Source organism: Algibacter ulvanivorans (assembly GCF_048381495.1).
Taxonomy (GTDB): Bacteria; Bacteroidota; Bacteroidia; order Flavobacteriales; family Flavobacteriaceae; genus Algibacter_B; species Algibacter_B ulvanivorans.
Genome location: NZ_JBLWGD010000005.1, coordinates 166,848 through 192,019 on the forward strand (window position 1 = coordinate 166,848; position 25,172 = coordinate 192,019).

The window sequence follows — 25,172 nt, forward strand, 5'->3', positions numbered from 1 at the left end:
CGGGCTTTCACTACTCGCTCCCTCCAAAAAAAGTCGGGGAGCTCAAACATGCCGTTCAATCCCTAACGCGTGTGTAACGTTTTCAATTTATATTTTAAAATATTCAATATAATTATTCAAATCTTTATCGCCACGACCAGACAAACTAACCACCACGACATCGTCTGGTTTAAAAGTTTTATGTTCGAAAATAGCTAAAGCATGCGAGCTCTCAATGGCAGGAATAATACCTTCAAGCTTACATAAATCTAAGCCAGCATTCATAGCATCATTATCGGTCATGGCCATAAACTCTGCCCGACCAGTTTTAGCTAAATGCGCGTGCATAGGGCCAACACCAGGATAATCTAGTCCAGCCGAAATAGAATAAGGTTCGGTAATTTGTCCGTCTTTGGTTTGCATCAATAACGTTTTACAACCATGAATAATGCCTTCTTTACCTAAAACCGAAGTAGCTGCACTTTCGCCAGAATTAACACCTAAACCAGCAGCTTCAACCGCAATAATTTTTACATCTTCTTCGTGTAAATAATGGTAGTATGTTCCCGCTGCATTGCTTCCGCCACCAATACAAGCAACTACGTAATCTGGGTTTTCACGACCTTCTTGCTCTTTTAATTGCCATTTAATTTCCTCTGAAATAACCGACTGAAAGCGTGTTACCATATCTGGGTATGGATGCGGGCCAATGGCCGATCCTATAATGTAATGCGTATCTACAGGGTTGTTAATCCAATCTCGAATAGCTTCGTTTGTGGCATCTTTTAAGGTACGACTTCCAGATAATGCAGGAACTACTTTGGCGCCTAACATTTTCATTCTGGCTACATTTGGCGCTTGCCTAGCGATGTCTATTTCGCCCATATACACAATACACTCTAAGCCCATTAAAGCGCAAACTGTTGCGGTGGCAACACCATGTTGCCCAGCACCTGTTTCGGCAATAATACGTTGTTTGCCAAGGCGTTTTGCCATTAAAATTTGCCCAATAGTATTGTTTACTTTATGCGCGCCGGTATGGTTTAAATCTTCTCGTTTTAAATATATTTTGGTGTTGTATTTTTTAGATAGGCGTTTAGCAAAATAGAGCGGAGATGGCCTGCCAACATAATCTTTTAAAAGCTTATCGAACTCGGCTTTAAAATCGGGCTCGGCCATAACTTTTAGGTAGTTTTGGCGTAATTCTTCTACATTTGGGTACAGCATTTCTGGAATAAATGCGCCACCAAATTCGCCATAATATCCTTTTTCGTTTACGTTATAATTCATAACATGTTCTTTTTTATTATCTAAAACCTTGTTAAGGTTGTTTTTAAATTCTTTTAAAATTGATATATTTTTTAAACCGGGTTCAATTTCAAATTTGCTATTTACATCTATACCATAGCAATATTTAGAAGCTTTACTATTTGCAAATTGTTTAATATTATTTACTTCATTTAAGCCTATGCCACCACTTAAAAAGAAAGGTTTTCTTGATGGGTAGTTGTTTAAAACATTCCAATTAAAGGTGTAGCCGTTTCCTCCAGGTAATTTTCCTTTAGTATCAAACAGGAAAAAATGGCAAGCATTTTCGTAAGGGATTAAAGCATCAAAATTAAATTCGTTTTTAATTGAGAATACTTTTAAAATTTCAACGTTTTTAGTTTGTATTTTTTTACAATATTCTGCCGATTCTTCTCCGTGTAACTGAACCGCTTGTAAGTTATAAAGGTCTATTTTTTCTAGAACAAAATTTATATCGGCATTAACAAAAACGCCCGTTTTTTTTATAGATTTTGGTAACTCTGGAAGGGTGTTTAAATTAAAGTTTCTAGCAGATTTCTCATAAAATATAAAGCCAAGATAATCTGGTTGCAATGCTGCAACTTGTTTTAAGTTATCTTGATATTTCATGCCGCAAACTTTTAGTTTCATTTTTCTAAAGTTTTAATAAACGTTGTAGCACTTGCTCCTGGGTTATCGGTTTTCATAAAGTTTTCGCCAATTAAAAAGCCTTGGTATCCGTAAGGTTGTAATGTTTTTATAGCTTCGATGTTACTAATGCCACTTTCAGATACTTTTACAAAATCATCTGGAATTAAATGGCTTAAACTTTTGCTAGTTTCTAAGCTAACATTAAAAGTTTTTAAATTTCGGTTGTTAACACCTAACATATCTAAACTTGGCATTATCGATTTATGTAGTTCTTCTTCGTTATGAACCTCTAGAAGCACATCTAGATTTAGGCTTTTGGCAAACTCCGAGAATTGTTTAATTTCTTTTTTAGTAAGAATTGCTGCAATTAATAAAATAACATCGGCACCATAAGCTTTGGCCTCTAAAAGTTGGTATTCGTCAATAATAAACTCTTTTCTTAATAAAGGTAAATTACAACTTGCTCTAGCTGTTAATAAATCGTCTAAAGAACCCCCAAAGTATTTTCCATCGGTTAAAACCGACATGCCGCAAACACCAGCACTTTCGTAACCTTTTGCTACATCTTGAACGTTTAAGTTGTTATTTATAACAGATTTTGATGGCGAACGGCGTTTGTGTTCTGCAATAATTCCAGAGGTACTTTTTCTAAGGTTATTGGCTAACGAAACAGTTTGCCTGTTAAATAATACAGATTGTTCTAGCTGAGAAACAGGTATTAAACCTTTACGAAGTGTAACCTCTTTACGCTTATCTAAAGTTATTTTATCTAGTATATTCATTATTTACTTAGTTCAATCAATGTATTTAAACTTGTTTTTGCTTTTCCAGAAAACAATGATTCTTTTGCAATTTCAAAGCCTTCTTTATGTGTAATTTGTTTGCTTGTTGCAATGGCTAAACCTGCATTGGCGCAAACTACATTGTTTTGTGCCTCGGTGCCTTTTCCATTAATAATGTTTGTGAATATATGGGCGGCTTCTTTTACCGTATTTCCTCCAAAAATAGCTTCTTGTTTTATGGTAGAAAGGCCTAAATCTTCTGGCGAGAATAGTTTTTCTGTATGGTTAGATATAATTTTTGCTTTTCCTGTTAAAGATAATTCATCATAACCATCTAAGGCATAAACAATGTTATAATTGCTTTTTGTATTTTGGTGTAAAAAGCTATATAAGCGTAATACTTCTAGGTTAAATACACCAAGTACATGGTTTTTTGGAAACGATGGGTTTACCAATGGGCCTAACATATTAAAAAATGTTTTAACACCTAGTTGTTTTCTAATTTGAGCAACGTTTTTCATTGCTGGATGAAATAAAGGCGCGTGTAATATACAAATGCCAGCTTGTTCTAAACTGCGCTTTAAAAAGTCTTGATTGTTAGAAAACTTTACGCCTAAATGTTCCATAACGTTTGATGAGCCTGAAGTTGATGATACTCCATAATTACCATGTTTAGATACATGAACTCCTGCACCTGCAGTTATAAATGATGATAGGGTAGAAATGTTAAACGTGTTTTTGCCATCGCCTCCGGTTCCTACAATGTCTATGGCATTAAAATCGGTTAAATCTATTGGCAAACAAAGCTCAAGCAAAGCGTCTCTAAATCCTTTTAACTCGTCTAGAGTAATACTTCGCATCATGAAAACAGATAGGAAGCAAGTTATTTGGCTTGGGTTGTACATATCGTTTGATATGTTAACAATAACTTGTTTTGCTTCTGCAGTAGATATGGTTTCGTGATTTATAAGTCTGTTTAGAATGTCTTTCATTTTTTATTGACTTTTGGTGGTTTGCTTTTATCTAAATAGTTGTATGTAAAAAGCAAATGGCTAGTTGTTTACCCAATTTTCTAATATTTTTTTTCCGTTTGGTGTTAATACAGATTCTGGATGGTATTGCACACCTCTAACATCGTATTCTTTATGTCTTAACGACATAACTTGCCCGTTAGCATCAAAAGATGTAGCTTCTAAACTATCTGGTAGTTCTGGACTTACAACCCAAGAATGATAACGACCAACCTCAATGTTTTTATCTAAATTTTTAAAAATATATTCGTCATCAACGCTTAAAGTAACAGGAGTTGCAACACCATGGTAAACATGGTTTAAATTTATAAGTGTGCCTCCAAAAACTTCGCCAATGGCTTGTTGCCCTAAGCACACCCCTAAAATACTTTTTGTAGGGGCATATTTTTCAATTATAGCCTTTAGTAAGCCTGCTTCGTCTGGAATTCCTGGCCCTGGCGACAACAAAATTTTGTTGTAAGGTTCTACATCTTCTAAAGTTAATTTATCGTTTCGTACAACTGTTACATTACAATTTAAGTCTTCTAAATAATGAACTAGATTGTATGTAAAACTGTCGTAATTATCTATAACTAATACTTTTTTCATTTTAAATGTCTTCTGCTATTTTTATAGCTTTAGTTAATGCTCCTAATTTATTATAAACTTCTTGTAGTTCGTTTTCTTGGTTAGATTTTGATACTAGTCCTGCGCCAGCTTGCCAGTTTAATTTGTAATCTTTACTTAAAAATGTACGTATCATTATGGCATGATTAAAATTACCATCAAAATCCATAAAACCAATAGCGCCACCGTAGTAACCACGGCTAGTTTTTTCGTAATCTTCAATAAGTTGCATGGCTCTGTGTTTTGGAGCACCGCTTAAAGTTCCTGCAGGAAAGGTATCGGCAACTACTTGCATTGTTGAGGTTTCTTTGTGTTTTTGCCCAGTAACTTTACTTACTAGGTGTATAACATGCGAGAAGAATTGTACTTCGCGATAAGTAACTACTTTTACATGGCTTCCGTGTCTGCTTAAATCGTTTCTTGCTAAATCTACAAGCATAACATGTTCGGCATTTTCTTTATCGTCGTTTTTTAATTCTTCAGCTAAAATATCGTCTTTATGTTCATCGCCAGTACGTTTAAAAGTTCCTGCAATAGGATGTATTTCTGCTAAACCATTATCTACAATAAGTTGAGCTTCTGGCGAGCTTCCAAAAATTTTAAAATCGCCATAATCAAAATAAAACAGATAAGGCGAAGGGTTTATACTTCTTAAAGCACGATAAACATTAAAATCGTCGCCAGTAAACTCTTGAGAAAAGCGTCTAGAAAGCACCAATTGAAAAACATCGCCACGATTACAGTGCTGTCTTGCAATTTCAACTTGATTTCTAAATTCATCGTCAGTTAAATTCGATTTTATATCGTTTTTAACATCAAAACTATAAGATGCAAAATTTTGAATATTAATTAGTTTATCTATTTCATCAATATTGTTTGGGGTGTTATTAAAACAATGTGCAAAAATGTAAGCTTCATTTTTATAATGGTTTATAGCAATTATATTTTGGTAAACTGCATAATACACATCTGGAATAACTACAGAATTGTCTTTTTTACTAATTTGTACATCTTCAAAATAACGTACGGCATCATAAGCGGTGTAGCCAAAAATTCCGTTGTTAATAAATTTGAATTTTTCTTCAGAATTAACATCAAATCGCTTTGTGAATTTATGAATCTCATCAGCTACATTTACATTGTTTGTTATGTTTAAAGTTGTTGTACTGCCATCTGGAAAGGTTTGCGAAATGACTTCATTTTCAACCTTTATTGTGGCAATAGGATTAAAACAGATGTAAGAGAAATTTTTATGGCTTCTATGGTAATCGCCACTTTCTAATAAAATACTGTTTGGGTATTTATCTCGAATTTTATAATATACAGTAACAGGAGTAATGGTGTCTGTTAATATGCGTTTGTGATGTGTATAAAGACTAAATTTTTTCATTTTGTGTTTTTGTATTTCCATTTTTATGAAAATGAAATGTTTTAATAAAAAAAGGCTTGTCGTGAATGACAAGCCTTTTGAATATTTTAAGTTATAAATATACTAGGGTTTACTTCACGAAAATTAGTTTCGAAAGCACCACCACCAAGTATTATTTAAAATTGAGTTCATTTTTAGTTTTTTACTGGTTCAAATATAGAAATGAAAAAAGTTATACACAAAACTTTAATGTGCTTTTTTACATAAAAGTTTGTTAAACTATAAGAAATGCAAAGAAGTATTAATTAATTTTATGCTTATGAAGTTAAATGTACTAATTGTTGCCATTTTTTTAATGGTAAGTTGTAAAGAAAATAACAAAACAGCCAAGGTTATTAAAGAAAACACTCAAGAGGTTATAGTTAATAATACCATAACTAATAATATTGAGTTAGAAATTTATGATTATGCTGGTTTTGAAAAATTTTTAAAAAAACGAGATGATAAAATTTATGTTATTAACTTTTGGGCAACATGGTGTGCGCCTTGTGTTAAGGAATTGCCTTATTTTGAAAAATTAAATGCAGAATATAAAAATAAAAATGTAGAAGTTGTATTGGTAAGTTTAGATTTTCCGCATTTGTATGATAAAAAGCTGAAGCCTTTTATTAAAGAAAACAACTTAGCATCAAAAGTTATTGTGTTAGATGATGCTAATATGAATGCTTGGATACCAAAAGTTGATGAAAATTGGTCAGGATCAATTCCAGCTACCGTAATCTATAAAAATGATAAAAAACAGTTTTACGAGCAATCGTTTAATTACGAAGCATTAGAAAAAGAAGTTAAACAATTTATAAATTAAACACATATGAAAAAGTTAGTAAAATTAGTACCCGTAGCCATACTTTTACTTTTAGTAAGCGCTTTTACTATAAATAATGCTACGTATAATGGCTATAAAATAGGTGACGTAGCTGAAGATTTTTCGTTAAAAAATATAGACGGAAACATGGTTTCTCTTGCAGACTATGATAAAGCTAAAGGATTTATAGTAACCTTTACATGTAATACATGCCCTTTTGCCGTGATGTATGAAGATAGAATACAGGCCTTAAACGAAAAATATGCATCTAAAGGTTACCCCGTTATAGCAATAATGCCAAATAATACCAAAGTTAAACCAGGCGATGCTTTACCAGAAATGAAAAAAAGAGCTCAAGAAAAAGGGTTTACTTTTCCTTATTTAATAGATGAAAAACAAAATGTATACCCAAAATTTGGAGCCACCAAAACACCACATGTATATGTTTTACAAAAAACCAAAAAAGGTAATGTTGTTAAATATATTGGTGCCATAGACGATAACCATAAAAATGCATCGGCTGTAAAAGTTAAGTTTGTTGAAAATGCCGTTAATGCATTACTAAACGGTAAAGCAGTAGAGCAACAAGAAACCAAGGCTATTGGCTGTTCTATTAAAGTATAATAGCGAATATAAATAATATTAATCCGGCGTGTAATACTTCGGATTTTTTTTCGTCTATAAAATTAGTTATATTAATTTTGTAGCATACCAATATTAAAATTAAATATGGAAGATTTAACACAAGAAGAATGGGTAGAGCAACTAGCTAATGACGATAAAGCAGTAGTACTAGATGTAAGAACAGATGCCGAAGTAGCAGAAGGGATTATAAAAAATGCCATACATATAGATATTTATAAAGGTCAAGAGTTTATAAATGAAATAGAAGATCTAGATAAAAGTAAAAATTATTACGTGTATTGTCGTTCTGGAAACAGAAGCGGGCAAGCTTGCCAAATAATGGAACAACTTGGTTTTGAAAACGCATATAACCTTGAAGGCGGTATGTTAGAATGGACTGGAGATGTTGTTGATGCAGAATAATTATGGTAAATAAAGCCATTTACTTTTTCTATGGTTTGTTTTTATTTACTTTAATGTGTAGCTGCCAGTCTAGTTTATCTACACAATTTATAAAATTAAAGCCAGAAACTTTTAGAACATACATTGCTAAAAATTACGAGCAATTAATAGATGTAAGAACAGCAAAGGAGTTTAAAGATAATCATATAAATGCAGCAAAAAATTTCGATTATTTTTCGCAGCATTTTAAAGACAGTCTTCGTTTATTAAATGTAAATAAGCCCGTTTATATATATTGCCATTCCGGTAATAGAAGCACTAAAAGCGTTTCTACATTTAAAGCCTTAGGTTTTAAAAAAATATACGAGTTGGAGGGCGGTATAAGTAATTGGATTAAAAAAGGTTTTAAAGTTGTAAAACACTAGTTGTTTATATAGCATAAACCTTGTAATTGAAGCTTGTAAACCCAATTCAACCACTTTTTAAGCACTTTACCTTTTTTATTTTTTGTAGTCTTTAAATTTTATTTTTTTTGTATAAAAGTTTGCCTTTTTAATACAAAATTATTAATTTAAGGCTCTCTCTTTTAGTAAATTAATTAATAGCATTTAAAATTATTTATAATATGGATAATGGTTTCGTCATATTAGGAATTATTGCTCTTCTATTTTTGAGCATGTATGGGTTTTCGTATCTTTCTGTTGCTAGAGAGAAAATGAGCCAAAAAAAGAATCAGCAAAAAGAATTAGAAAAAGCCGAATTAAGGAGACAAGCTCGAATTAGAAATCAAGAATTAATTGATGAGCGAGTAAGAAAATTTAATGAAAGAAAAGAAGAAATACAACATGAACTAATGTTGTTAAAAAAGATGAAAGAAAAGCAACGTGTAAGTTAAGTTTGCAACAAATAATATAAAGAGCTTCTATAATTTATTTTGTAGAAGCTTTTTTTATGTAAAAAAGTTAAACTTTTTAAAATTACTGTTTTAAGCAGTATATTAGTTGAATGACTCATGAACTTAAATTAATTGTACAAGAAGCAGTCCTAAATCAATCTTTAGGTATTAAAAATGTTTTAGTAACAGTAGTTGATTTAGATGGTTCGTCCTATAGACACCCTGGAGTTAGAATGTTAATTTCAAGTAAAGGTAAAATGGTTGGTGCTATTAGTGGCGGTTGTGTAGAAAAAGAAGTTTTAAGGCAAGCACAATCTGTATTTAAAACAGGTGCTGCTAAAATTATGACCTACGATGGTAGATACCGTTTGGGGTGCGAAGGCGTACTTTATATACTAATAGAGCCCTTTATAGTTAGCAACGATTTTAAAAAAATATTTTTTGCAAAGTTAGAAGAGCGGGTTCCTATTATTATAACATCCTATTACTTAAAAGAAGATAATATTGAAGGACATTTTTATTCTGAGATAGCTTTTAATACAAATAGAAGTTATACGTTTTCAAAAGAAAAATTAAATACCAAAAACCAAACATTAAAAGCATTTAAGCAAACTCTTAAACCATGCTTTAAATTGCTTATAGTTGGTGGCGAGCATGACGCTGTAAAGTTATGCGCATCTGCAGCAATTTTAGGCTGGGAAATAGATGTTGTAACTTCTGTTAATAACCCCAAAACCCTTAAGGATTTTCCTGGTGCCAAAACAGTAATATCTAGCACTCCAGAAAATTTTAATTACAATATTTTAGATGCGCACTCTGCTGTTGTTTTAATGACACATAATTATGCGCAAGATTTAAGCTGTTTGCTAAAATTAAAAACTTATGCTTTAGCTTATATTGGAATATTAGGATCTGCTAAAAGACGCGATAAACTTCAAAACGATTTATTAGACTATTTATCAGACGTTGACGAATCTTTTTTTAATAGTATTTACAGTCCAGCAGGATTAAATATAGGCGCTATAACACCTGAAGAAATAGCAGTTTCAATTGTATCAGAAATACTGGCAATAACAAGAGAAAAAAAACCTGATAATTTAAAGTATATAACAGGAAAAATTCATTTACAATCATAAAATGAATATAGCAATAGTTATATTAGCAGCAGGTAGTGCTTCTAGAATGGGAAGTATAAAACAACTATTGCCTTATAAAGACATAAGTCTTTTGCAAAACGCAATAAATCAAGCTGTTAACTCTAAAGCAAATAAAGTGTATTGCGTTTTAGGGGCTCATGCTAAAACTATACAAAAGCGTATTATAAGTTGCTCAGTAGGTTTTATTCTAAATCCAAATTGGGAAAAAGGCTTAAGTTCAAGTATTGTATCTTCAATGCAGTATTTACAAAGCTTAACACCATTGCCCAATGGTGTTTTAATAATGTTAGCAGATCAGCCTAATGTAGATACTAATTATATAAATAATCTTATTCAGTTATTTAATACACATAAAAGTAAAGTTGTAGTTTCTGCTTATAAAAATTTAAACGGTGTTCCAGCCATATTTCCGTCTGTTTATTATAAAGAACTATTAAATTTAAAAGGAGATAAAGGTGCTAAATCGTTTTTAAACTCAAATGCGAACAATATAATTAGGTTTATACCAAAGGCTAATAAACTTGTAGATATAGATACCCAAGAAGACTACCAGAACTTAATTAAGTCTTTAAATATTAAATGAAGTTAGAAAAACGTATTGCTTAGCCTTAGTTATTGGTTCAAGATACTTGCTTAACGAAATAAATTAATCAAATATTTAAAAAATATAAGGTTTGTTTAAGCCTATATTAATAATTTAGTTTACTATCTGTTGAAGTTTAATTTTTTTATTTATATATAAAACTCTGTAGTAGATTTAATTTCCTTTAAAACAAAATAACTTTCAAGTACACCAATGTTTTCAATTTTCGATAGTTTTGATCGAACAAATTCGTGATATTCATCAAGGCTTCCAAGATTAATTTTTAAAAAAAAATCAACTTTACCAGCCATGTGATAGCATTCCTGTACTTCTTTTAATGCATTAATTTGTTTGTCAAAAGTATCAATAAACCCTTCATTATGGTAGCGTAACGATACCATGCAAATGGCTGTAATTGGTAAGCTTAGATGTTTTTTGTTTAATAATGCAACATACTTTTTTATATAGCCTCGTTTTTCTAACCTTCTAATACGTTCGTATACAGGCGAAGCTGTTAAGTTTAATAACTCTGCAACTTCTTTTGTTGTTTTTTTAGAGTCCTTTTGTAAAATTCTTAAAATACTTAGGTCTGTTTGGTCTATTCTTTCCATTATGAAGATAAAATTACTTTTATAGGTATAAAATAATTAGTGTTTAAGTTTATATTTCTTTAAAACCATAAACAAAAAGTTAAAATTACTTATTTTTTTATTAATATAAGGTTATTTAACTTTGAATACTTCAAAATATATAATTTTGTTTTAGTTAAAATTATATAAAAATGAATCAAGAAATAATATTAATAACAGGAGCAAGCGGCCAATTAGGGGTTGTTTTAACAGAGATGCTACAAAAAAAACATGGTGTTTCTAATGTAATTGCTACAGATTTAAGGCCTAATACCGAATTTAAAGGTGTGTTTGAAATTCTTGATGTAACAGACTTCAATGCTATAAAAAATATTGTTTTAAAGTATCAAGTCACTCAAATATATCATTTAGCAGCTATTTTATCTGCAAAAGGAGAGAGCGAGCCTTTAAGAACATGGGATTTAAATATGACAACCTTTTTTAATGTACTAGAAGTGTCTAGACTTAATCAAGTAAAAAAAGTATTTTATCCAAGCTCTATTGCGGTATTTGGTAATAATATAGAAACTATAAATACACCACAATCGCCAAATTTAACGCCTAGCACAGTATATGGTATGAGTAAGGCAGCTGGTGAAAATTGGGCAAATTATTATTTTAATAAATATGGATTAGATGTTCGTTCATTAAGATATCCCGGAGTTATAGGATATCAATCTTTACCAGGTGGAGGCACTACAGATTATGCTATAGATATTTTTCATAAAGCAGTAAATAACGAAACTTTTACCTGCTTTTTAGAGGCATCAACAACTCTACCAATGATTTATATTGAAGATGCTATTAAAGCAACTATAGATTTAATGGATGCGCCTAAAGAAAACATTACTATTAGGACTTCATATAACTTAGCTAGTATGAGTTTTAATCCAGAACAGTTGGCAGAATTAATTAAGGAAACTTACCCTAATTTTAAAATTAAATATCAACCAGATTTTAGACAAAATATAGCTAATTCTTGGCCTAAAAGTATTGACGATTCGCATGCACAGAATGATTGGCATTGGAAACCAGAATTCAATTTAAAAATGATGACAGAAATCATGCTAAAAAATCTAGAACTTAAATATTCAAATAACACAGTAATTCTATAAAAATATGTACAGTATAAAAAACGATTTAATAAATGAAATTGACACAATTAAATCAAACGGACTATACAAAAACGAACGCATAATAACATCTAAACAAGGAGCAGCAATAAATACAACATCTCAAGATGAGGTGCTAAATTTTTGTGCCAATAATTATTTAGGCTTAGCAGCAAGCCCACAGGTTATTAATGCCGGAATAGATGCTATTAAAACTCATGGTTTTGGATTATCATCGGTTAGGTTTATTTGCGGAACCCAAGATATTCATAAAGAACTAGAGCAAAAAACAGCCAAGTTTTTAGGCATGGAAGATTGTATTTTATATGCTGCTGCTTTTGATGCTAACGGAGGTTTATTTGAACCTTTGCTTACGGCAGAAGATGCTGTTATTTCCGATGCTTTAAACCATGCATCTATAATTGATGGTATACGTTTATGTAAAGCAAAAAGGTTTAGGTATACCCATAATAATATGGAAGATCTAGAGGAGCAATTAAAACAAGCAAGCTCATCTAGACGTAGATTAATAGTAACCGATGGTTCTTTTTCTATGGATGGTACCATTGCGCAGTTAGATAAAATTTGCGATTTGGCCGATAAGTATGATGCATTAGTTATGATTGACGAATGCCACTCTACAGGTTTTATGGGAGCTACTGGAAGAGGTGTACACGAATACCATAATGTAATAGATCGTGTAGATATAATTACAGGAACCTATGGTAAAGCTCTAGGAGGTGCTTCTGGTGGTTTTACAGCAGCCAGAAAAGAAATTGTAGATATTTTAAGACAAAATTCAAGACCTTATTTGTTTTCTAATACCCTTGCCCCAGCTATAGTTGGAGCTACGCTAAAAGTGTTAGACGTAATTACAAAATCAACAGAATTAAGAGATAAGTTAGAGGATAATACAACGTACTTTCGTTCAGAAATGACTGCTGCTGGTTTCGATATTGTAAAGGGCACACACCCTATAGTACCAATAATGCTTTACGATGCTAAAGTAGCTCAAGAATTTGCAAAATTATTATTAGACGAAGGTATTTACGTTATTGGTTTTTTCTACCCTGTAGTACCAAAAGGTAAAGCAAGAATTAGAGTGCAGTTATCTGCCGCTCATGATAAATCACATATAAATAAAGCTATTGCTGCTTTTACAAAGGTTGGTAAACAACTAGAAGTAATTTAAAAATTGTAGTATGTTTAGCTTTTGTTTCTTGTTGTACTAAGATGAAATTGTATATTGAGTAACTTTATGTAAGTTTATTAGTTTTAATAATTGAATTACTAATTTGAGATGAATAGGTTTTTTAAAATACTTTTAATATTTATTTACTTTCAAGGAGGTGTTTTGCTTTATGCTCAAACAACTAGAAAAGATTCAATTCAAAATTACTTTAAGCAAATTGAAAAGTTAATCGATAATTCTGAAAGTGTAAACACGAAAACATTATCAGAAACCACTTTATTAAAAGAATATAAGACATTAACAGGCGAAGAAAAAGCTAAAAATCTACTTAATTTATATACGTTTTATAAATATAAAAACGCAAGTAAAGCCTGTAAATTTAACAATGAAGCTATAGATTTATCTAAAGCTATAGCTTACAAGGAAGGAAATTTACAGGCTAATTATAATAAAGCTTATTTGCTATTTGTTAGTGGAGATTTTGATGAGTCTACGTACTTATTAAACTCTATCGATACGCAAACCAATGATACACATTACCCTAACATATATTCGGATATTAAATGTTTAAAATCGCTTATACATACAGAGCGAGGCGAGTATGATGTAGCTCTAGATGTTGCTTTAAAACTATTAGACTTAGGCGAAAAAGCTAAAAACAATTATATTTTAATGAAAGCCCATGGCGCTTTACTGCATTATTATATAAGAACCGAAAATTACGAAAAAGCATTAAACCATTGTTTAAAGGGGCTTGATTATACACTTAAAAACAAAGAGGTTCAGTATTTATATTTTAAAGTTGATGAAATAGCGCGAATTTTAGCAAATTTAGGAGACACAAATGGCGCTTTACAGGTATACAATTTCTATTTAAAGTTAGAAAATAAAATGAAGCCACCTGGCGATTATATACAAAGTATTGTATATATGAATATGGCTAATATCTATACCTCAAACAACCAGTTAGACGATGCTCAAAATTATATAAAAAAAGCGTTAACATTAAATTACAAAAACGACTTTAGGTTTAGAATTCCCAGAGCACAAATTTTACAAGCCGAATTATATTTAAAAACGAATGATACTAATAACGCAATATCATTTTATGAAAAAAGTTTATATGCGGCTGAAGCCATAAATGCTTTTGATGTTGTACAATCTACAAGTAAAATATTAGGAGATTTGTATGAAGCAAAAAAAGAAACTTCAAAAGCTTTTGAATATAAAGCACTACATAACTCAATTAAAGATTCGCTTTTTTCAAACGAGAAAGAACAAAAAATTGTAATTCTAGAAGCGAAAAGAAAAATAAAAGAAATTACTCAAAAACAAGAAATTCTAGCACTAGAAAACGAAGCGCAACGCGCTAAAATACATACTATAATAGCCATACTTATTGGTATTCTTATTTTAGGGTTAATAGCTACATTTTCATATTTAAAAGTTAAGAATAAAAATAAGTTATTATATAAACGAACAGTTGAATTAGCAAAAATTCAGCTAGATATGCGAAATAAAATATCAGAGTTAGAGCGTTTAGAACGTAAAGAGGTAAATGTTATAGATAGTAATCAAGAAGATGAAATTTTAAGAAAATCTAATACAAATAATACTATTGACGAAAATGTGAAAACCATTATCCTAAATAAACTTAATAAGCTAGAACAAGATTTATTTTTTATTAACCAGAATTGCACGTTAAGGCAAACGGCACAGCAGTTAAAAACAAACCCTAAATATTTGTCGCAAGTTATTAATCAAGAAAAAAAATCGAATTTTAGTAATTACATTAACGAGCTTAGAATTAATTATTTATTAGCTAAACTTCTTAAAGAAAAAGATTTTAGAGAAAGTAAATTAAGCTACATAGCTGTTTCGGTTGGTTTTAATAACTTAAATACGTTTAATGCTGCTTTTAAAAAAAGACAGGGTATATTACCTTCGTATTTTATTAAAGAATTAACTCAAGAGGCAAATATGGAGTTGGCATAATTATGTAATTACATACTTGTCCAGTCTATTCTTTTCTTTTTAACAGGCTTATTAGTTTTATTGTAATTATTTACATGAATTTTATAGGTTTTCCATAGCGAGTCTACATCTTTATTTATAATATCTTTTATAGCGGCTTTATAGCTCCATGGTTTAATGGTTTTTACCGAAGCATTAAATTTGTAAATAAAATCGTTATCATAAGTATCTGCAATCCATTTCAAGAAAAAGCCAGATGTTGTGTAACCCGATAGGTATTTATAATTATCAAAGCCTAAATCTGGGTGTCTAGTTTTGTGATACCCAGCATTAATTCTAACTAAATCGGCTTCGCCTTCTAAAAAAGCAAAATAATCGAATCCAGGTTTATATTGGTTGTTTTCTGTTGATGGCGAAAATTGGTAACCATGCGTTAGTTCATGCCATAAAACCCCATAGATTTCATATTTAACAGCAGTATCGGGCTCGTTTTTTAAAGCGTTTTCTATATATTTTGTACTAAACCAGAGTTCCATAGCAGAGGCATTACCGCCTCTTGCCGCTAAAACATTACTCCAATTATATGTGAAATTTACCTTTTCAAAATCTGGAACTTCCGAAATATTTTTATACAGTTGTTTGCATACCCCTAAAGTAACTTCGTTTATAGCTTTTTTTATATCTGGTATTATAGCCTGTGCTCTTTTATAGCCTTGAGAAGTGGTATCGGTATGTGTTAAAGTAATTTCGGGGTAATAAAACCCTTGCCAAGGTTGGTTTGGGTTATATACTTTTATTTTTCGTTTTACCAATAATGTGTCTGTACCATATTTGTTTTTAGTAATTAATTTAACATGATGATTTCCTGGAGTGTTATAAACAACACTAGGGTTTTGCAAAGTACTTGTATTAGGCGTACCATTTTCGAAAACCCAATACCAAGATTCGGGAGCATTAGCAGAATTGTCTTTGAAATAAATGGTATCGTTAATTTTTCCTCGATTGGTATTTACCGTAAATTCTGAAACAGGTAAGTTGGTAAAAGCTATGAGTTCAATTTCTGCTATTTGTAAATAATTATCTCCATAAACAGAGGTGTGCGCATGTTCGAAATCAAATTTGTAAAACCTATAGTTTGCTGTATTATTGTTTAATAAATAAGTATTTGTTGCACCTCTTTTATTAAATTTTTCGTTGTTTTTGGTGTCTAATACATGCCAAGTTACCCCATCTGCAGAGCCGCTAAAAACCCAGTTTTTAGGGTCTCTTCCTGGGGCATCATTTGCAGATGTTATGGTGTATTTTTTAATTGTAGATAGGGTTTTGTTTTCAATAGTAACAGTATTTGTAGGGTGTGCTACTAAATATTTTGTGTTTACATTAGTATCAAAAACTTTGTCTAAATCTTCAGATTTGCTAAAACTAGGCTGCGAACTTTTAAATAATGTTTGTGCGCTTACAATATTTTTGTAGCCTTGTTTAAAAGAGTTATTGTTATTTACGCTTTTATTACATGCCATAAAAAGGGCAGATAACGAGGCAATAATTAATATGTTTTTTTTCATGTTTTATTTTTTTCTGAAGAAAACCGAAGCAGGAATTTCTTGTCTATTAAAATCTGGTCCTTTCCAATATGCTAATAATTCTATATTATCTGAGCATTGAAAATATTTTACCTGAAACTTATGTAATCCTTTTGATAGAATGATGTCGTTTTTTTGAGTGAAGCTAAAAGATTTTCTACCATCGCTTTCAAATAATTCTTTTCCGTCTATTATAAGTTGAGCGCCATCGTTAGCAGACAATTCGAAGTTATAGGTTCCAGATTTAGGTATGTTAATATAGCCTTCAAAATCAAAACCAATCCATTCTTCTCTTAATCTATTTGTTATATTAATGTTACTTGTGCTACCTGTTTTAATGGGTTGCTCTCTTGAAAAATCGTAAACCGAACGAAAAATACCTTCGTAATAAGAATATGTTAAGCCATTACTAAGCATGCTACTATTAATATTGTTAATAGGTTCTTGTTTTTGTAACGAAATAGAGGCTGTATAACTTGGTTCTAAGCCGTTTGTAAATGCTTTAGCTTTTAATAAAACAGTTTTCTTAATATTAAATGGTTGGCTAAATTTTTTACTGCTTTTTGATGGCTCGGATCCATCGGTTGTATAATATATCTCTGCATTTTTGGTGTCGCAGTCTAGATTTACAACCATGTTGTTTAAAAATACGTTATGATCGGATTTTAAGTATGGTATTTTTACAGTTTCTTTAGTATCAGAAAGAGGCCAGTTAACTTTATTTACACCCCAAGTTTTATTAGGTTTGTTGGTCATTTCAAAAACCAACTCGCCACCTTTTAAAATATCTTCATGTTTTAAATAAGAGTTAGGATAAGGCTTTCCGTTTAACGTTAAAGATGAAAAGTAAATGTTTTCTTTTGAAGCATTTTTTGCTTTAATAGTAAATTTGTTACCATTATCTAAATTAATTGTTGCCTCGTTAAATGTAGGGCTACTAATAACATAGTAAGGGCTTCCAGGTGTAACAGAATAAAAGCCTAAACTGCTTAATACATACCAGGCAGACATTTGTCCGGCATCATCATTACCGCAAAGACCATCTGCTTCAGAGGAATATAACTTGTTTAATATTTCGTGTACCTTTTCCTGTGTTTTCCATGGTTTTCCTATATAATTGTATAGGTAAGCAATGTGGTGACTTGGTTCGTTACCATGTGCGTATTGCCCAATTAGTCCAGAAACATCAGAATCTTCTTCCTCTTCAACAGCTTTTGCATTAAACAAATTATCTAACCACAAATCGAATTGGTTTTCGCCGCCAACTAATTTTACCATTGTGGCAATATCATGAGGAACAAATAAGCTGTATTGATAGGAGTTGCCTTCGGTAAAATTAAAATTATAGGTTTGTCCTACAGAAGTAGGATCGAAATTTTCATACCATTTTCTATCAGAATACCTTGGTCGCATAAAATTGGTTTCTTTATCAAAAAGATTTTCAAAAAAGCGTGCGCGTTTAGAGAATTCATTATAAACTTCATTATTGCCAATAGCCTTTGCCATTTGTGCAATACACCAATCATCATAAGCATATTCTAAAGTTTTAGAAACCGATTGGCTACTTTTATTTGTGGGTACAAAACCAAGTTGGGTATAATAGTTTATACCTCTTTTTTCTACGTTTGCACTTGTCACCATGGCTTCTAAAACTTTATTAGCATTAACATTAGTTATGCCTTTTACATAGGCATCGGCCATAACAGAAACGGCGTGGTATCCTATCATGCATCTTGTATCGTTAGCAGCCAATTCCCACATTGGTAATTCTCCAAATTGTTCGTATTTTTTTTGAAGCGTTACTACAATATCTCTTGTAATGTCTGGTTCTACAATGGTTAATAGTGGGTGTAACCCTCTAAAGGTATCCCAAAGCGAAAACACGGTGTAGTTATTAAAGCCATCTGCTGTATGAATTTCATCATCCATGCCTCTGTACTTTCCGTTAACGTCGCTATATAAATTAGGAGTTAAAAGACTGTGATATAACGATGTGTAGAATATTTCTTTTTTATCTTCATTGGAGTCTGTTATTACAATTTTACTTAAAGATTTATTCCATATATCCTTAGCATCATTTTTCACTTTATCAAAATCCCAATTAGCAAATTCAGCTTCTAAATTCTTTTTTGCTCCTTCAATACTTACTGCCGATAATGCTACTTGTACCAATACTTCGCTATTTGAAGTATCAAAATTTAATGCCGCAATTATTTTTTTATTGTTAAATGTTTTTCCTTCAGAGGATGTTGTGTTTCCATGAAGAACTTCATAAGACATAAATGGTTTAGAAAATTTAGCCACAAAGTACTGGCGTTGATTTCCTGCCCAAGCTTTAGATCTTCGATATCCTGAAATTTCGGTGTCACTAATAATATTAAATTCGGCTTCAACTACGGGATCTCTGTGCTCTAAATCTAAAATGATATGGGTTGCATTAGCTTTTGGAAATGTATAACGATGTAAGCCAGTTCGTAAAGTAGTTGTTAGTTCTGCTTTTACATTGTAATCGTCTAATAAAACACTATAATATCCTGGTGTAGCAGTTTCGTTTTTATGGTTAAATTTTGAGCGGTATCCTGTTTCTGTATTTTCGGCATTGCCGGCCGTTGTTTGAATTTTACCAGTTGTTGGCATTAATAAAATATCTCCTAAGTCTGGCACACCAGTACCAGATAAATGGGTATGTGTAAAGCCAAAAATAGAGGTGTCTGTATAATCATAGCCTGCGCAAGCTGGCCAACTGGTATGGTCGTTTCTGGTATCTGGACCTAATTGTACCATACCAAAGGGTAGAGTTGGCCCAGGGTAGGTGTGTCCCGGCGATTTTGTGCCTATAAAAACATCAACATAGTCTGCAGGTGTTTTTACTTCTTCTTTTGTACAAGATGCTATTACTATAGCCAAAAGGCCTAATATTATTTTTTTCATTTAAAAAGTTGTTTTTAAAAGCTCATGTTTTATTTACCCCATGTAGATGGTTTGTCTCCCAGATAAAAAGTAAGAGTTCCGCCTTTTACTATTGTGTTGTGATTTAATACTGGAGTTGAAATTTCTTCTCCATTAAATTCAATTTTTTGAATGTAAACATTCTCTTTACTTTGGTTTTTTGTGGTAATGGTTAATGTTTTTTCGTTGTCTAGATGAATAGTAGCTTCTTTAACCAATGGGCTTCCTATAGCGTAATCTGGAGAGCCAGGGGTTACAGGATAAAACCCTAAGCTACTAAAAATGTACCAAGCACTCATTTGCCCTGCATCATCATTTCCGCATAGGCCTTCAACTGTTGGGGCGTACATTGTATTTAAAATCATTCGAACCCGAGCTTGCGTTTTTTCTGGGTGCCCTGTCCAATTGTATAAATAAGGAATGTGGTGCCCAGGTTCATTACCATGCACATAGTTTCCTATAATACCATCGCGTGTTATGTCTTCATGATTTTCAATGTACTTATCTTCAATTTCCATAGTAAAAAGAGAATCTAATTGTTGCGAAAAACGCTCTTTGCCACCCATCATACCAATCATTTTATCAATGTTTTGTGGGACATATAAACCGTAATTCCAAGCATTTCCTTCAATAAAACCTTGTCCGTGAGTATCCATAGGGTCGAAGTTTTTTCTAAACGTTCCGTCCGATAATTTTGGTCGCATAAATCCAATTGTAGGATCGTAAACGTTGTTGTAATATTCAGAGCGTTTTAAAAATTCATTTTCAACATTTGTATTATTTGTTTTGTTAGCTATTTGTGCAATGCACCAATCGTTATAAGCGTATTCTAAAGTTTTAGAAACCGATGAGTGGCTTTTATCGTCGGGTACGTATTTATAATCAATATAGTCGCCTATGCCATCAAAATAGCGAACATTTGCGGTATTTACAGAGGCTTGTAAGGCGTGATTATAATTAAAATCGCCAACATTTTTTGCTATAGCATCGGCAATTACCGATGTAGCATGATACCCAATCATACACCAATTTTCGTTTGCATAATGACTCCAAATGGGAAGCATATTATGTACGCTTTCATCATGATGTGCAAGCATAGATTTAATCATATCATTATTACGTTGGGGTTGCGTTATATTAAATAAGGGGTGTAAGGCGCGGTAGGTATCCCAAAGCGAAAAAATAGTGTAGTTTGTAAATCCTTTAGAGGTGTTTATGTTTTGGTCTAAACCACGGTATTTTCCATCTACATCTTCGTATAAAATAGGAGAAAGATTAGCATGATACATGGCGGTATAAAAGTTTGTTTTATCGCCTGCTGTTAGCGTGGTTACTTCAATTTTAGATAATTCTTTATTCCATTTAGTTTTGGTTTCTTTTCTGGTTTTATTAAAATCCCAATGCGGAATTTCTGCTTCTAAATTTTTTAAAGCTCCGTTTGTACTTACAGATGATAAAGCGAATTTTATATTGATTTTTTCGTTATCATGAGTATCAAAATTAAAATAAGCTCTAATGTTTTTTCCTGCCATTTCTGGAAAATTTTCGTCTTGTTTAAAGCGTTTGTAAAACCCATCGTATATTACTTTGTCGTATTTTTTATGGCCATAGCTTTTAAATGGTTTAGAAAACTGCATGGCAAAAAATACTTTTTTAGTTTTTGCCCAACCTTTAGTTTGTCTATATCCTGTTACTAAAGTATCATTCTCAACACGAATAAATGTCCAGACGTTTTTATTATCGTGGTGGTAAACATTGTAAACCATGTCTAGAATAATATGTGCATTATTAGATTTTGGAAAAGTGTATTGATGAAAACCAACACGGTTGCTAGCTGTAAGTTCTGCTTTAATATTGTAACTGTCTAAATTAACTTTGTAATAACCAGGTGAAGCTTCTTCTTTATTATGTGAAAATGTTGAGTAAAAGCCTTTGTTTCCTGTTTCTGTTTTAAGCGGATCTAATATAAGTTTTCCGGTAGTTGGCATAACTAAAAAATCGCCTAAATCGGCATGGCCTGTACCACTAAAGTTGGTGTGAGCAAAACCTATTATGGTCGAGTCTTTGTGTTGGTAGCCTGCGCAATATTCGTAGGTTTCTGCATTATATAAACCTTTGTCGTTAAACATGACTTCAAAATTGGTTTGTGGGCTTAATTGTACCATACCAAATGGGGCTGTTGCACCAGGAAAAACGTGGCCCATTTTGCTTGTTCCAATAAAAGGGTTTACAAACTGCGTGTAATCGGTTTTTGTAACGTTTGATGTTATTTCGTTTTTTTTGGTAGTAGCGGTTTTGTTGTTGCAACTTAAAAGGCATCCTATAAATAGTAATAATACAAGGTTTTTATACATGAGAAATAGATTTTTTAGAATTTTTGTACCCATACCATAAAATGTATGTGTAGCAAACAATAACAAATATAAAAGCGGCTTTAAAGCCAATAATATCGGTAAAATAGCCATAAAGAGGCGGGATTATGGCTCCGCCAACTATAGCTGTGCATAATAAGCCAGAGGCTTTTGGTTTAAGTTCTCCAATTCCATTAATAGCTAGTGTGAAAATGGTAGGGAACATGATTGAATTGAATAGGCCAACTGCTAGAATACTCCACATACTTATTAAGCCAGTTGTGCTTATTGATATAAGTATTAAGGTTATGGCTATGCATGAAAAAATACCTAATACTTTTCCAGGTTTTATTATTTTGGTTAGATAAGAACCAATAAAGCGACCAATCATAGCGCCAGACCAAAAAAAGGTAACAAAAACACCTACAATAGCTTTATTGTCGTTATCTGCTAAACCAGAATTTAACATGGTTTCTGCTATAGCTGTCATGAAACCATTTTGTTTTATACCGTTAACTAGGTTCATATCTAAAAAATAGTTAACTAAATAGCTTCCAATGGCTACTTCTGCGCCAACATAAAATAAAATACCAATTACACCAAGCATTAGGTTTTTTTGTTTAAATACTTGGGCGTAAGTTCCAGTAGACTTTTCGCTTATCAATTTTGGGAGTTTGGCAAAAAGAAATATTCCTGCAATGGCTATTATAAATATAGCTAAGCCTAAAAAAGGTTTTTGGACTGCTGAAGCTTCATTAGCTAAATAACTCTCTCTAGCAGTATTAGTAAGTGCCGAAATCTGCTCTTTTGTTTTTATTTTATCGCTTAAAATAAACAAGGCTCCAATAGCAGGCGCAATTGCAGTACCTAACGAGTTAAAGGCTTGCGATAAATTTAAGCGACTTGATGCTCCTTGCTCTGAACCTAAAACGGCTACATAAGGGTTTGCTGCAACTTGTAAAACTGTCATGCCTGCAGCAAGAATAAAATAGGCCAACATAAAAATACCAAAAACGCGATAGGAAGCAGCTGGGTAAAATAATAAACAACCTAAAGCCATAGTAACTAAACCTAAAATAATGCCTTTTTTATATCCAATTTTAGATAGGATAAAACTTGCAGGAATGGAGAGTATAAAGTAAGCTCCGAAAAATGCAAATTGTACCATACCAGCTTGAAAGTATGAGAGTGTAAACAATTCTCTTAAACGGGGTATTAAAGAGTCTACTAAAACTGTTATAAAACCCCAAAGAAAAAATAAGGTAGTTAATAAAATGAAGGACGAACGATACGATTTTTGCTGATTCATTATAGATGTTTATGGTTTTTATAAAATTATAGTTTATTTAAACAATTAGAAGTAATTTATATAATTTTAAATGGTTATAGGTTTTAAAAGAAAGGCAATATCTAAAAAGAAGATATTGCCTTCCGACTAAACTAAACAATAAACTAACTCAAAAAAAAAATTAATATCCTGGATTTTGTTTTAATACATCTCTAGAAGTATTAATAGCATCTAACGGAATAGGGTAGTATTCGTTTTTACCAGCTACAAAATCGGCTCCGTTAAGGTATACACGTTTTGATTGTTCTTCGTCAACATATTTATTTAATACTTGACTAGCAATACCCCAGCGTACTAAATCGAAAAATCTATGTCCTTCTGAAGCTAACTCTAATCGACGTTCAAAACGAACGGCTTTAATTGCATAATCTATATCTGGGAATGTAACATACTCTCCAATTACATAATTAGCGGCATTTGTTCCATCAGGGTTTTTTACAAAACCATCAGGGTTAGCAGCACGTCGTCTTATTTGGTTTACAATGTTTTTTGCTAATTCTAGTTCGCCTTCTTCTGCATGAATTTCTGCTCTCCATAAAAGCACATCAGAATATCTAATTAAAGGTGTGTTTATGGCGTTATATTGTGGTAAGCCTGCGGCAGATATTGTACCTTCTTGAGATTTTAAAATTTCGTGCTTTTTACCTACGTATGGCCCGCCATTGGCTTGGTCTCTGGTCCATCTCATACCTGGCATTTCGCCCCAGCCTAAATACTCTATGCCTCGTCTTCCTACTGTCCAGTCTAATCTTGGGTCTAGATTTCCTGCGTATGGTGTAAAAGGATCGCTAGAAGCTATACCTTGGTCGCTAAGCACATCTACATCGTTAAAAGTATCTAATAAAGGTAAACCGTTAGCATCAGTTTTAAATGCATTAACTAAGTTTTGACTAGGTTGAAAGAAACCACAGCATCCGCCACCAGGTGCATCAGAACCGTAAGGGTGGTTAAGTCTGTTTCCTCTATTTCCGTTTACATAACCTTCTCCACCATCATTTACAGAGTTTTGAACTGCAAATACAGATTCAGAATTGTTGTTTTTTTCTCCGTTGAAGTTGTCATGGTAATTATCAACTAGCATAAAAGGACCGCTTCCAATAATATCATTTAAAACAGGTTTTGCAGCTGTAAAATCATTCTGGAACATGTGCGCTTTAGCCAAATATGCTTTGGCTACCCAACTGGTTGGTCTGCCAGCATCTGCCTGTGTATCTGGAAGGTTGTTAATAGCATATGTTAAATCTTCTTCAATACTTGGCCACGCATCAATTTCGTTAGATACGGCTTCTGTTGTTGTTTCTAATATATATGGAATATTGTTCCATATTTTTTTAGCATCCATATGGTAGTGTGCTCTTAAAAAACGAGCTTCAGCTCCTAAGGTAAGTAGTTTGCTTGGGTCTGTTCCTTTTTCAATGGCTAATTCTATAGAGTTAAGGGTTTGGTTGGTTCTTTGTACACCTTCATAAAGAGCTTGCCATTTTCGTACTAAATAAATATTAGTTGTATTTGGTGCATAACGTTCTACATCGTTTAGTGGTGGTTGGTCGTCAATACTTGATCCTTTATGAAAATCGTCTGATGCTACATCGCCAAGAGCCCAGTTTGATGCAGGTGCCCAAAAATAACCTGGGTTTCCGTCAAGCATTGCATAAGCACTAACTAGTTGTTGGTTTACCCATGTTTCATTTATTTCTATAACCCCTTCGGTAAGAGTTCCTTGAGGGTTGATGTCTAATTCTTTTTCACATGATGCAATTATAAAGCTTGCAACTAGTGATACTAATATTGTTTTTTTCATGT

The 25,172-nt window shown here is 32.2% G+C and carries 21 protein-coding genes and 1 pseudogene; 10 read left to right on the forward strand and 12 right to left on the reverse strand.

The window, feature by feature from the left end:
• Positions 1 to 87 precede the first annotated feature (87 nt).
• The 6 genes and pseudogenes from trpB to ACNG5D_RS12930 form a co-directional block, all read right to left on the reverse strand.
• On the reverse strand, positions 88 to 1,269 hold the full coding sequence (gene trpB / locus ACNG5D_RS12905; protein ID WP_418184076.1) for a tryptophan synthase subunit beta: 1,182 nt from the start codon (positions 1,267 to 1,269) through the stop codon (positions 88 to 90).
• 51 nt (positions 1,270 to 1,320) lie between these two features.
• A pseudogene (locus ACNG5D_RS12910) lies at positions 1,321 to 1,917 on the reverse strand (phosphoribosylanthranilate isomerase); the annotation flags it as partial.
• Entirely contained in the window at positions 1,914 to 2,699 is a 786-nt protein-coding gene (gene trpC, locus ACNG5D_RS12915; RefSeq protein WP_418183939.1) for an indole-3-glycerol phosphate synthase TrpC, read from the reverse strand. The gene trpC and the pseudogene ACNG5D_RS12910, both read right to left, overlap by 4 nt.
• Complete coding sequence (gene trpD, locus ACNG5D_RS12920) at positions 2,699 to 3,691, reverse strand: anthranilate phosphoribosyltransferase (protein ID WP_418183940.1); 993 nt, start codon at positions 3,689 to 3,691, stop codon at positions 2,699 to 2,701. The genes trpC and trpD overlap by 1 nt, the downstream gene beginning before the upstream one ends.
• 60 nt (positions 3,692 to 3,751) lie before the next feature.
• Positions 3,752 to 4,318, reverse strand: a complete 567-nt coding sequence (locus ACNG5D_RS12925) for an anthranilate synthase component II (protein ID WP_418183941.1) — start codon at positions 4,316 to 4,318, stop codon at positions 3,752 to 3,754.
• Position 4,319: 1 nt separating this feature from the next.
• A complete protein-coding gene (locus ACNG5D_RS12930) occupies positions 4,320 to 5,726 on the reverse strand; it encodes an anthranilate synthase component I family protein (protein ID WP_418183942.1) in 1,407 nt (468 codons plus the stop codon).
• A gap of 298 nt (positions 5,727 to 6,024) precedes the next feature.
• On the opposite strand from ACNG5D_RS12930, the gene ACNG5D_RS12935 reads away from it, so the two are divergent.
• From ACNG5D_RS12935 to ACNG5D_RS12965, 7 genes are all read left to right on the forward strand, one after another.
• On the forward strand, positions 6,025 to 6,570 hold the full coding sequence (locus ACNG5D_RS12935) for a TlpA disulfide reductase family protein (RefSeq protein WP_418183943.1): 546 nt from the start codon (positions 6,025 to 6,027) through the stop codon (positions 6,568 to 6,570).
• Positions 6,571 to 6,576: 6 nt separating this feature from the next.
• Positions 6,577 to 7,194 carry a thioredoxin family protein gene (locus tag ACNG5D_RS12940; RefSeq protein ID WP_418183944.1) on the forward strand — a complete coding sequence of 206 codons (618 nt, stop codon included), beginning with the start codon at positions 6,577 to 6,579 and terminating at the stop codon, positions 7,192 to 7,194.
• Positions 7,195 to 7,299: 105 nt separating this feature from the next.
• A complete protein-coding gene (locus ACNG5D_RS12945) occupies positions 7,300 to 7,617 on the forward strand; it encodes a rhodanese-like domain-containing protein (RefSeq protein WP_418183945.1) in 318 nt (105 codons plus the stop codon).
• Positions 7,618 to 7,619: 2 nt separating this feature from the next.
• The gene (locus ACNG5D_RS12950) at positions 7,620 to 8,021 is read left to right on the forward strand and encodes a rhodanese-like domain-containing protein (protein WP_418183946.1); all 402 of its coding nucleotides are present in this window, start codon (positions 7,620 to 7,622) and stop codon (positions 8,019 to 8,021) included.
• Between the two features lie 200 nt (positions 8,022 to 8,221).
• Entirely contained in the window at positions 8,222 to 8,491 is a 270-nt protein-coding gene (locus ACNG5D_RS12955; protein WP_418183947.1) for a hypothetical protein, read from the forward strand.
• A gap of 110 nt (positions 8,492 to 8,601) precedes the next feature.
• Positions 8,602 to 9,627 (forward strand): XdhC family protein, encoded by a 1,026-nt coding sequence (locus tag ACNG5D_RS12960; protein WP_418183948.1) that lies wholly within the window; start codon positions 8,602 to 8,604, stop codon positions 9,625 to 9,627.
• A 1-nt stretch (position 9,628) separates the two neighbouring features.
• On the forward strand, positions 9,629 to 10,231 hold the full coding sequence (locus ACNG5D_RS12965; RefSeq protein ID WP_418183949.1) for a nucleotidyltransferase family protein: 603 nt from the start codon (positions 9,629 to 9,631) through the stop codon (positions 10,229 to 10,231).
• A 149-nt stretch (positions 10,232 to 10,380) separates the two neighbouring features.
• Here the strand turns inward: ACNG5D_RS12965 and ACNG5D_RS12970 are convergent, their stop codons facing one another.
• The gene (locus tag ACNG5D_RS12970; protein ID WP_418183950.1) at positions 10,381 to 10,842 is read right to left on the reverse strand and encodes an Lrp/AsnC family transcriptional regulator; all 462 of its coding nucleotides are present in this window, start codon (positions 10,840 to 10,842) and stop codon (positions 10,381 to 10,383) included.
• 170 nt (positions 10,843 to 11,012) lie between these two features.
• On the opposite strand from ACNG5D_RS12970, the gene ACNG5D_RS12975 reads away from it, so the two are divergent.
• The 3 genes from ACNG5D_RS12975 (at position 11,013) to ACNG5D_RS12985 (ending at position 15,159) form a co-directional block, all read left to right on the forward strand.
• Positions 11,013 to 11,975 (forward strand): NAD-dependent epimerase/dehydratase family protein, encoded by a 963-nt coding sequence (locus ACNG5D_RS12975; protein WP_418183951.1) that lies wholly within the window; start codon positions 11,013 to 11,015, stop codon positions 11,973 to 11,975.
• A gap of 4 nt (positions 11,976 to 11,979) precedes the next feature.
• Positions 11,980 to 13,164, forward strand: coding sequence for a glycine C-acetyltransferase (gene kbl, locus ACNG5D_RS12980; protein WP_418183952.1), 1,185 nt, complete (start codon positions 11,980 to 11,982; stop codon positions 13,162 to 13,164).
• 108 nt (positions 13,165 to 13,272) lie between these two features.
• Positions 13,273 to 15,159: a helix-turn-helix domain-containing protein gene (locus ACNG5D_RS12985; protein ID WP_418183953.1), complete on the forward strand. Its 1,887-nt coding sequence runs from the start codon at positions 13,273 to 13,275 to the stop codon at positions 15,157 to 15,159.
• A gap of 8 nt (positions 15,160 to 15,167) precedes the next feature.
• On the opposite strand, the gene ACNG5D_RS12990 is transcribed toward ACNG5D_RS12985, so the two are convergent.
• The 5 genes from ACNG5D_RS12990 to ACNG5D_RS13010 form a co-directional block, all read right to left on the reverse strand.
• A complete protein-coding gene (locus ACNG5D_RS12990; protein WP_418183954.1) occupies positions 15,168 to 16,703 on the reverse strand; it encodes a basic secretory protein-like protein in 1,536 nt (511 codons plus the stop codon).
• Positions 16,704 to 16,706: 3 nt separating this feature from the next.
• Positions 16,707 to 19,652: a GH92 family glycosyl hydrolase gene (locus tag ACNG5D_RS12995; RefSeq protein ID WP_418183955.1), complete on the reverse strand. Its 2,946-nt coding sequence runs from the start codon at positions 19,650 to 19,652 to the stop codon at positions 16,707 to 16,709.
• A gap of 29 nt (positions 19,653 to 19,681) precedes the next feature.
• Positions 19,682 to 22,024, reverse strand: a complete 2,343-nt coding sequence (locus ACNG5D_RS13000) for a GH92 family glycosyl hydrolase (RefSeq protein WP_418183956.1) — start codon at positions 22,022 to 22,024, stop codon at positions 19,682 to 19,684.
• Positions 22,017 to 23,330, reverse strand: a complete 1,314-nt coding sequence (locus ACNG5D_RS13005; protein WP_418183957.1) for a sugar MFS transporter — start codon at positions 23,328 to 23,330, stop codon at positions 22,017 to 22,019. Before ACNG5D_RS13005 ends, ACNG5D_RS13000 begins: the two co-directional genes overlap by 8 nt.
• A 160-nt stretch (positions 23,331 to 23,490) precedes the next feature.
• Positions 23,491 to 25,170 (reverse strand): RagB/SusD family nutrient uptake outer membrane protein, encoded by a 1,680-nt coding sequence (locus ACNG5D_RS13010; protein ID WP_418183958.1) that lies wholly within the window; start codon positions 25,168 to 25,170, stop codon positions 23,491 to 23,493.
• Positions 25,171 to 25,172 lie beyond the last annotated feature (2 nt).

What these genes read in the sequence shown, in the direction of transcription:
- trpC (WP_418183939.1), bottom strand. Translation starts at nt 2,699, where the DNA reads ATGAATATACTAGATAAAATAACTTTAGATAAGCGTAAAGAGGTTACA.
- ACNG5D_RS12945 (WP_418183945.1), top strand. Translation starts at nt 7,300, where the DNA reads ATGGAAGATTTAACACAAGAAGAATGGGTAGAGCAACTAGCTAATGAC.
- ACNG5D_RS12935 (WP_418183943.1), top strand. Translation starts at nt 6,025, where the DNA reads ATGAAGTTAAATGTACTAATTGTTGCCATTTTTTTAATGGTAAGTTGT.
- ACNG5D_RS12990 (WP_418183954.1), bottom strand. Translation starts at nt 16,703, where the DNA reads ATGAAAAAAAACATATTAATTATTGCCTCGTTATCTGCCCTTTTTATG.
- ACNG5D_RS13000 (WP_418183956.1), bottom strand. Translation starts at nt 22,024, where the DNA reads ATGTATAAAAACCTTGTATTATTACTATTTATAGGATGCCTTTTAAGT.
- ACNG5D_RS12985 (WP_418183953.1), top strand. Translation starts at nt 13,273, where the DNA reads ATGAATAGGTTTTTTAAAATACTTTTAATATTTATTTACTTTCAAGGA.
- trpB (WP_418184076.1), bottom strand. Translation starts at nt 1,269, where the DNA reads ATGAATTATAACGTAAACGAAAAAGGATATTATGGCGAATTTGGTGGC.
- ACNG5D_RS12950 (WP_418183946.1), top strand. Translation starts at nt 7,620, where the DNA reads ATGGTAAATAAAGCCATTTACTTTTTCTATGGTTTGTTTTTATTTACT.
- ACNG5D_RS12970 (WP_418183950.1), bottom strand. Translation starts at nt 10,842, where the DNA reads ATGGAAAGAATAGACCAAACAGACCTAAGTATTTTAAGAATTTTACAA.
- ACNG5D_RS12960 (WP_418183948.1), top strand. Translation starts at nt 8,602, where the DNA reads ATGACTCATGAACTTAAATTAATTGTACAAGAAGCAGTCCTAAATCAA.
- ACNG5D_RS13005 (WP_418183957.1), bottom strand. Translation starts at nt 23,330, where the DNA reads ATGAATCAGCAAAAATCGTATCGTTCGTCCTTCATTTTATTAACTACC.
- ACNG5D_RS12930 (WP_418183942.1), bottom strand. Translation starts at nt 5,726, where the DNA reads ATGAAAAAATTTAGTCTTTATACACATCACAAACGCATATTAACAGAC.
- ACNG5D_RS12955 (WP_418183947.1), top strand. Translation starts at nt 8,222, where the DNA reads ATGGATAATGGTTTCGTCATATTAGGAATTATTGCTCTTCTATTTTTG.
- ACNG5D_RS12975 (WP_418183951.1), top strand. Translation starts at nt 11,013, where the DNA reads ATGAATCAAGAAATAATATTAATAACAGGAGCAAGCGGCCAATTAGGG.
- ACNG5D_RS12925 (WP_418183941.1), bottom strand. Translation starts at nt 4,318, where the DNA reads ATGAAAAAAGTATTAGTTATAGATAATTACGACAGTTTTACATACAAT.
- ACNG5D_RS13010 (WP_418183958.1), bottom strand. Translation starts at nt 25,170, where the DNA reads ATGAAAAAAACAATATTAGTATCACTAGTTGCAAGCTTTATAATTGCA.
- ACNG5D_RS12995 (WP_418183955.1), bottom strand. Translation starts at nt 19,652, where the DNA reads ATGAAAAAAATAATATTAGGCCTTTTGGCTATAGTAATAGCATCTTGT.
- trpD (WP_418183940.1), bottom strand. Translation starts at nt 3,691, where the DNA reads ATGAAAGACATTCTAAACAGACTTATAAATCACGAAACCATATCTACT.
- kbl (WP_418183952.1), top strand. Translation starts at nt 11,980, where the DNA reads ATGTACAGTATAAAAAACGATTTAATAAATGAAATTGACACAATTAAA.
- ACNG5D_RS12940 (WP_418183944.1), top strand. Translation starts at nt 6,577, where the DNA reads ATGAAAAAGTTAGTAAAATTAGTACCCGTAGCCATACTTTTACTTTTA.
- ACNG5D_RS12965 (WP_418183949.1), top strand. Translation starts at nt 9,629, where the DNA reads ATGAATATAGCAATAGTTATATTAGCAGCAGGTAGTGCTTCTAGAATG.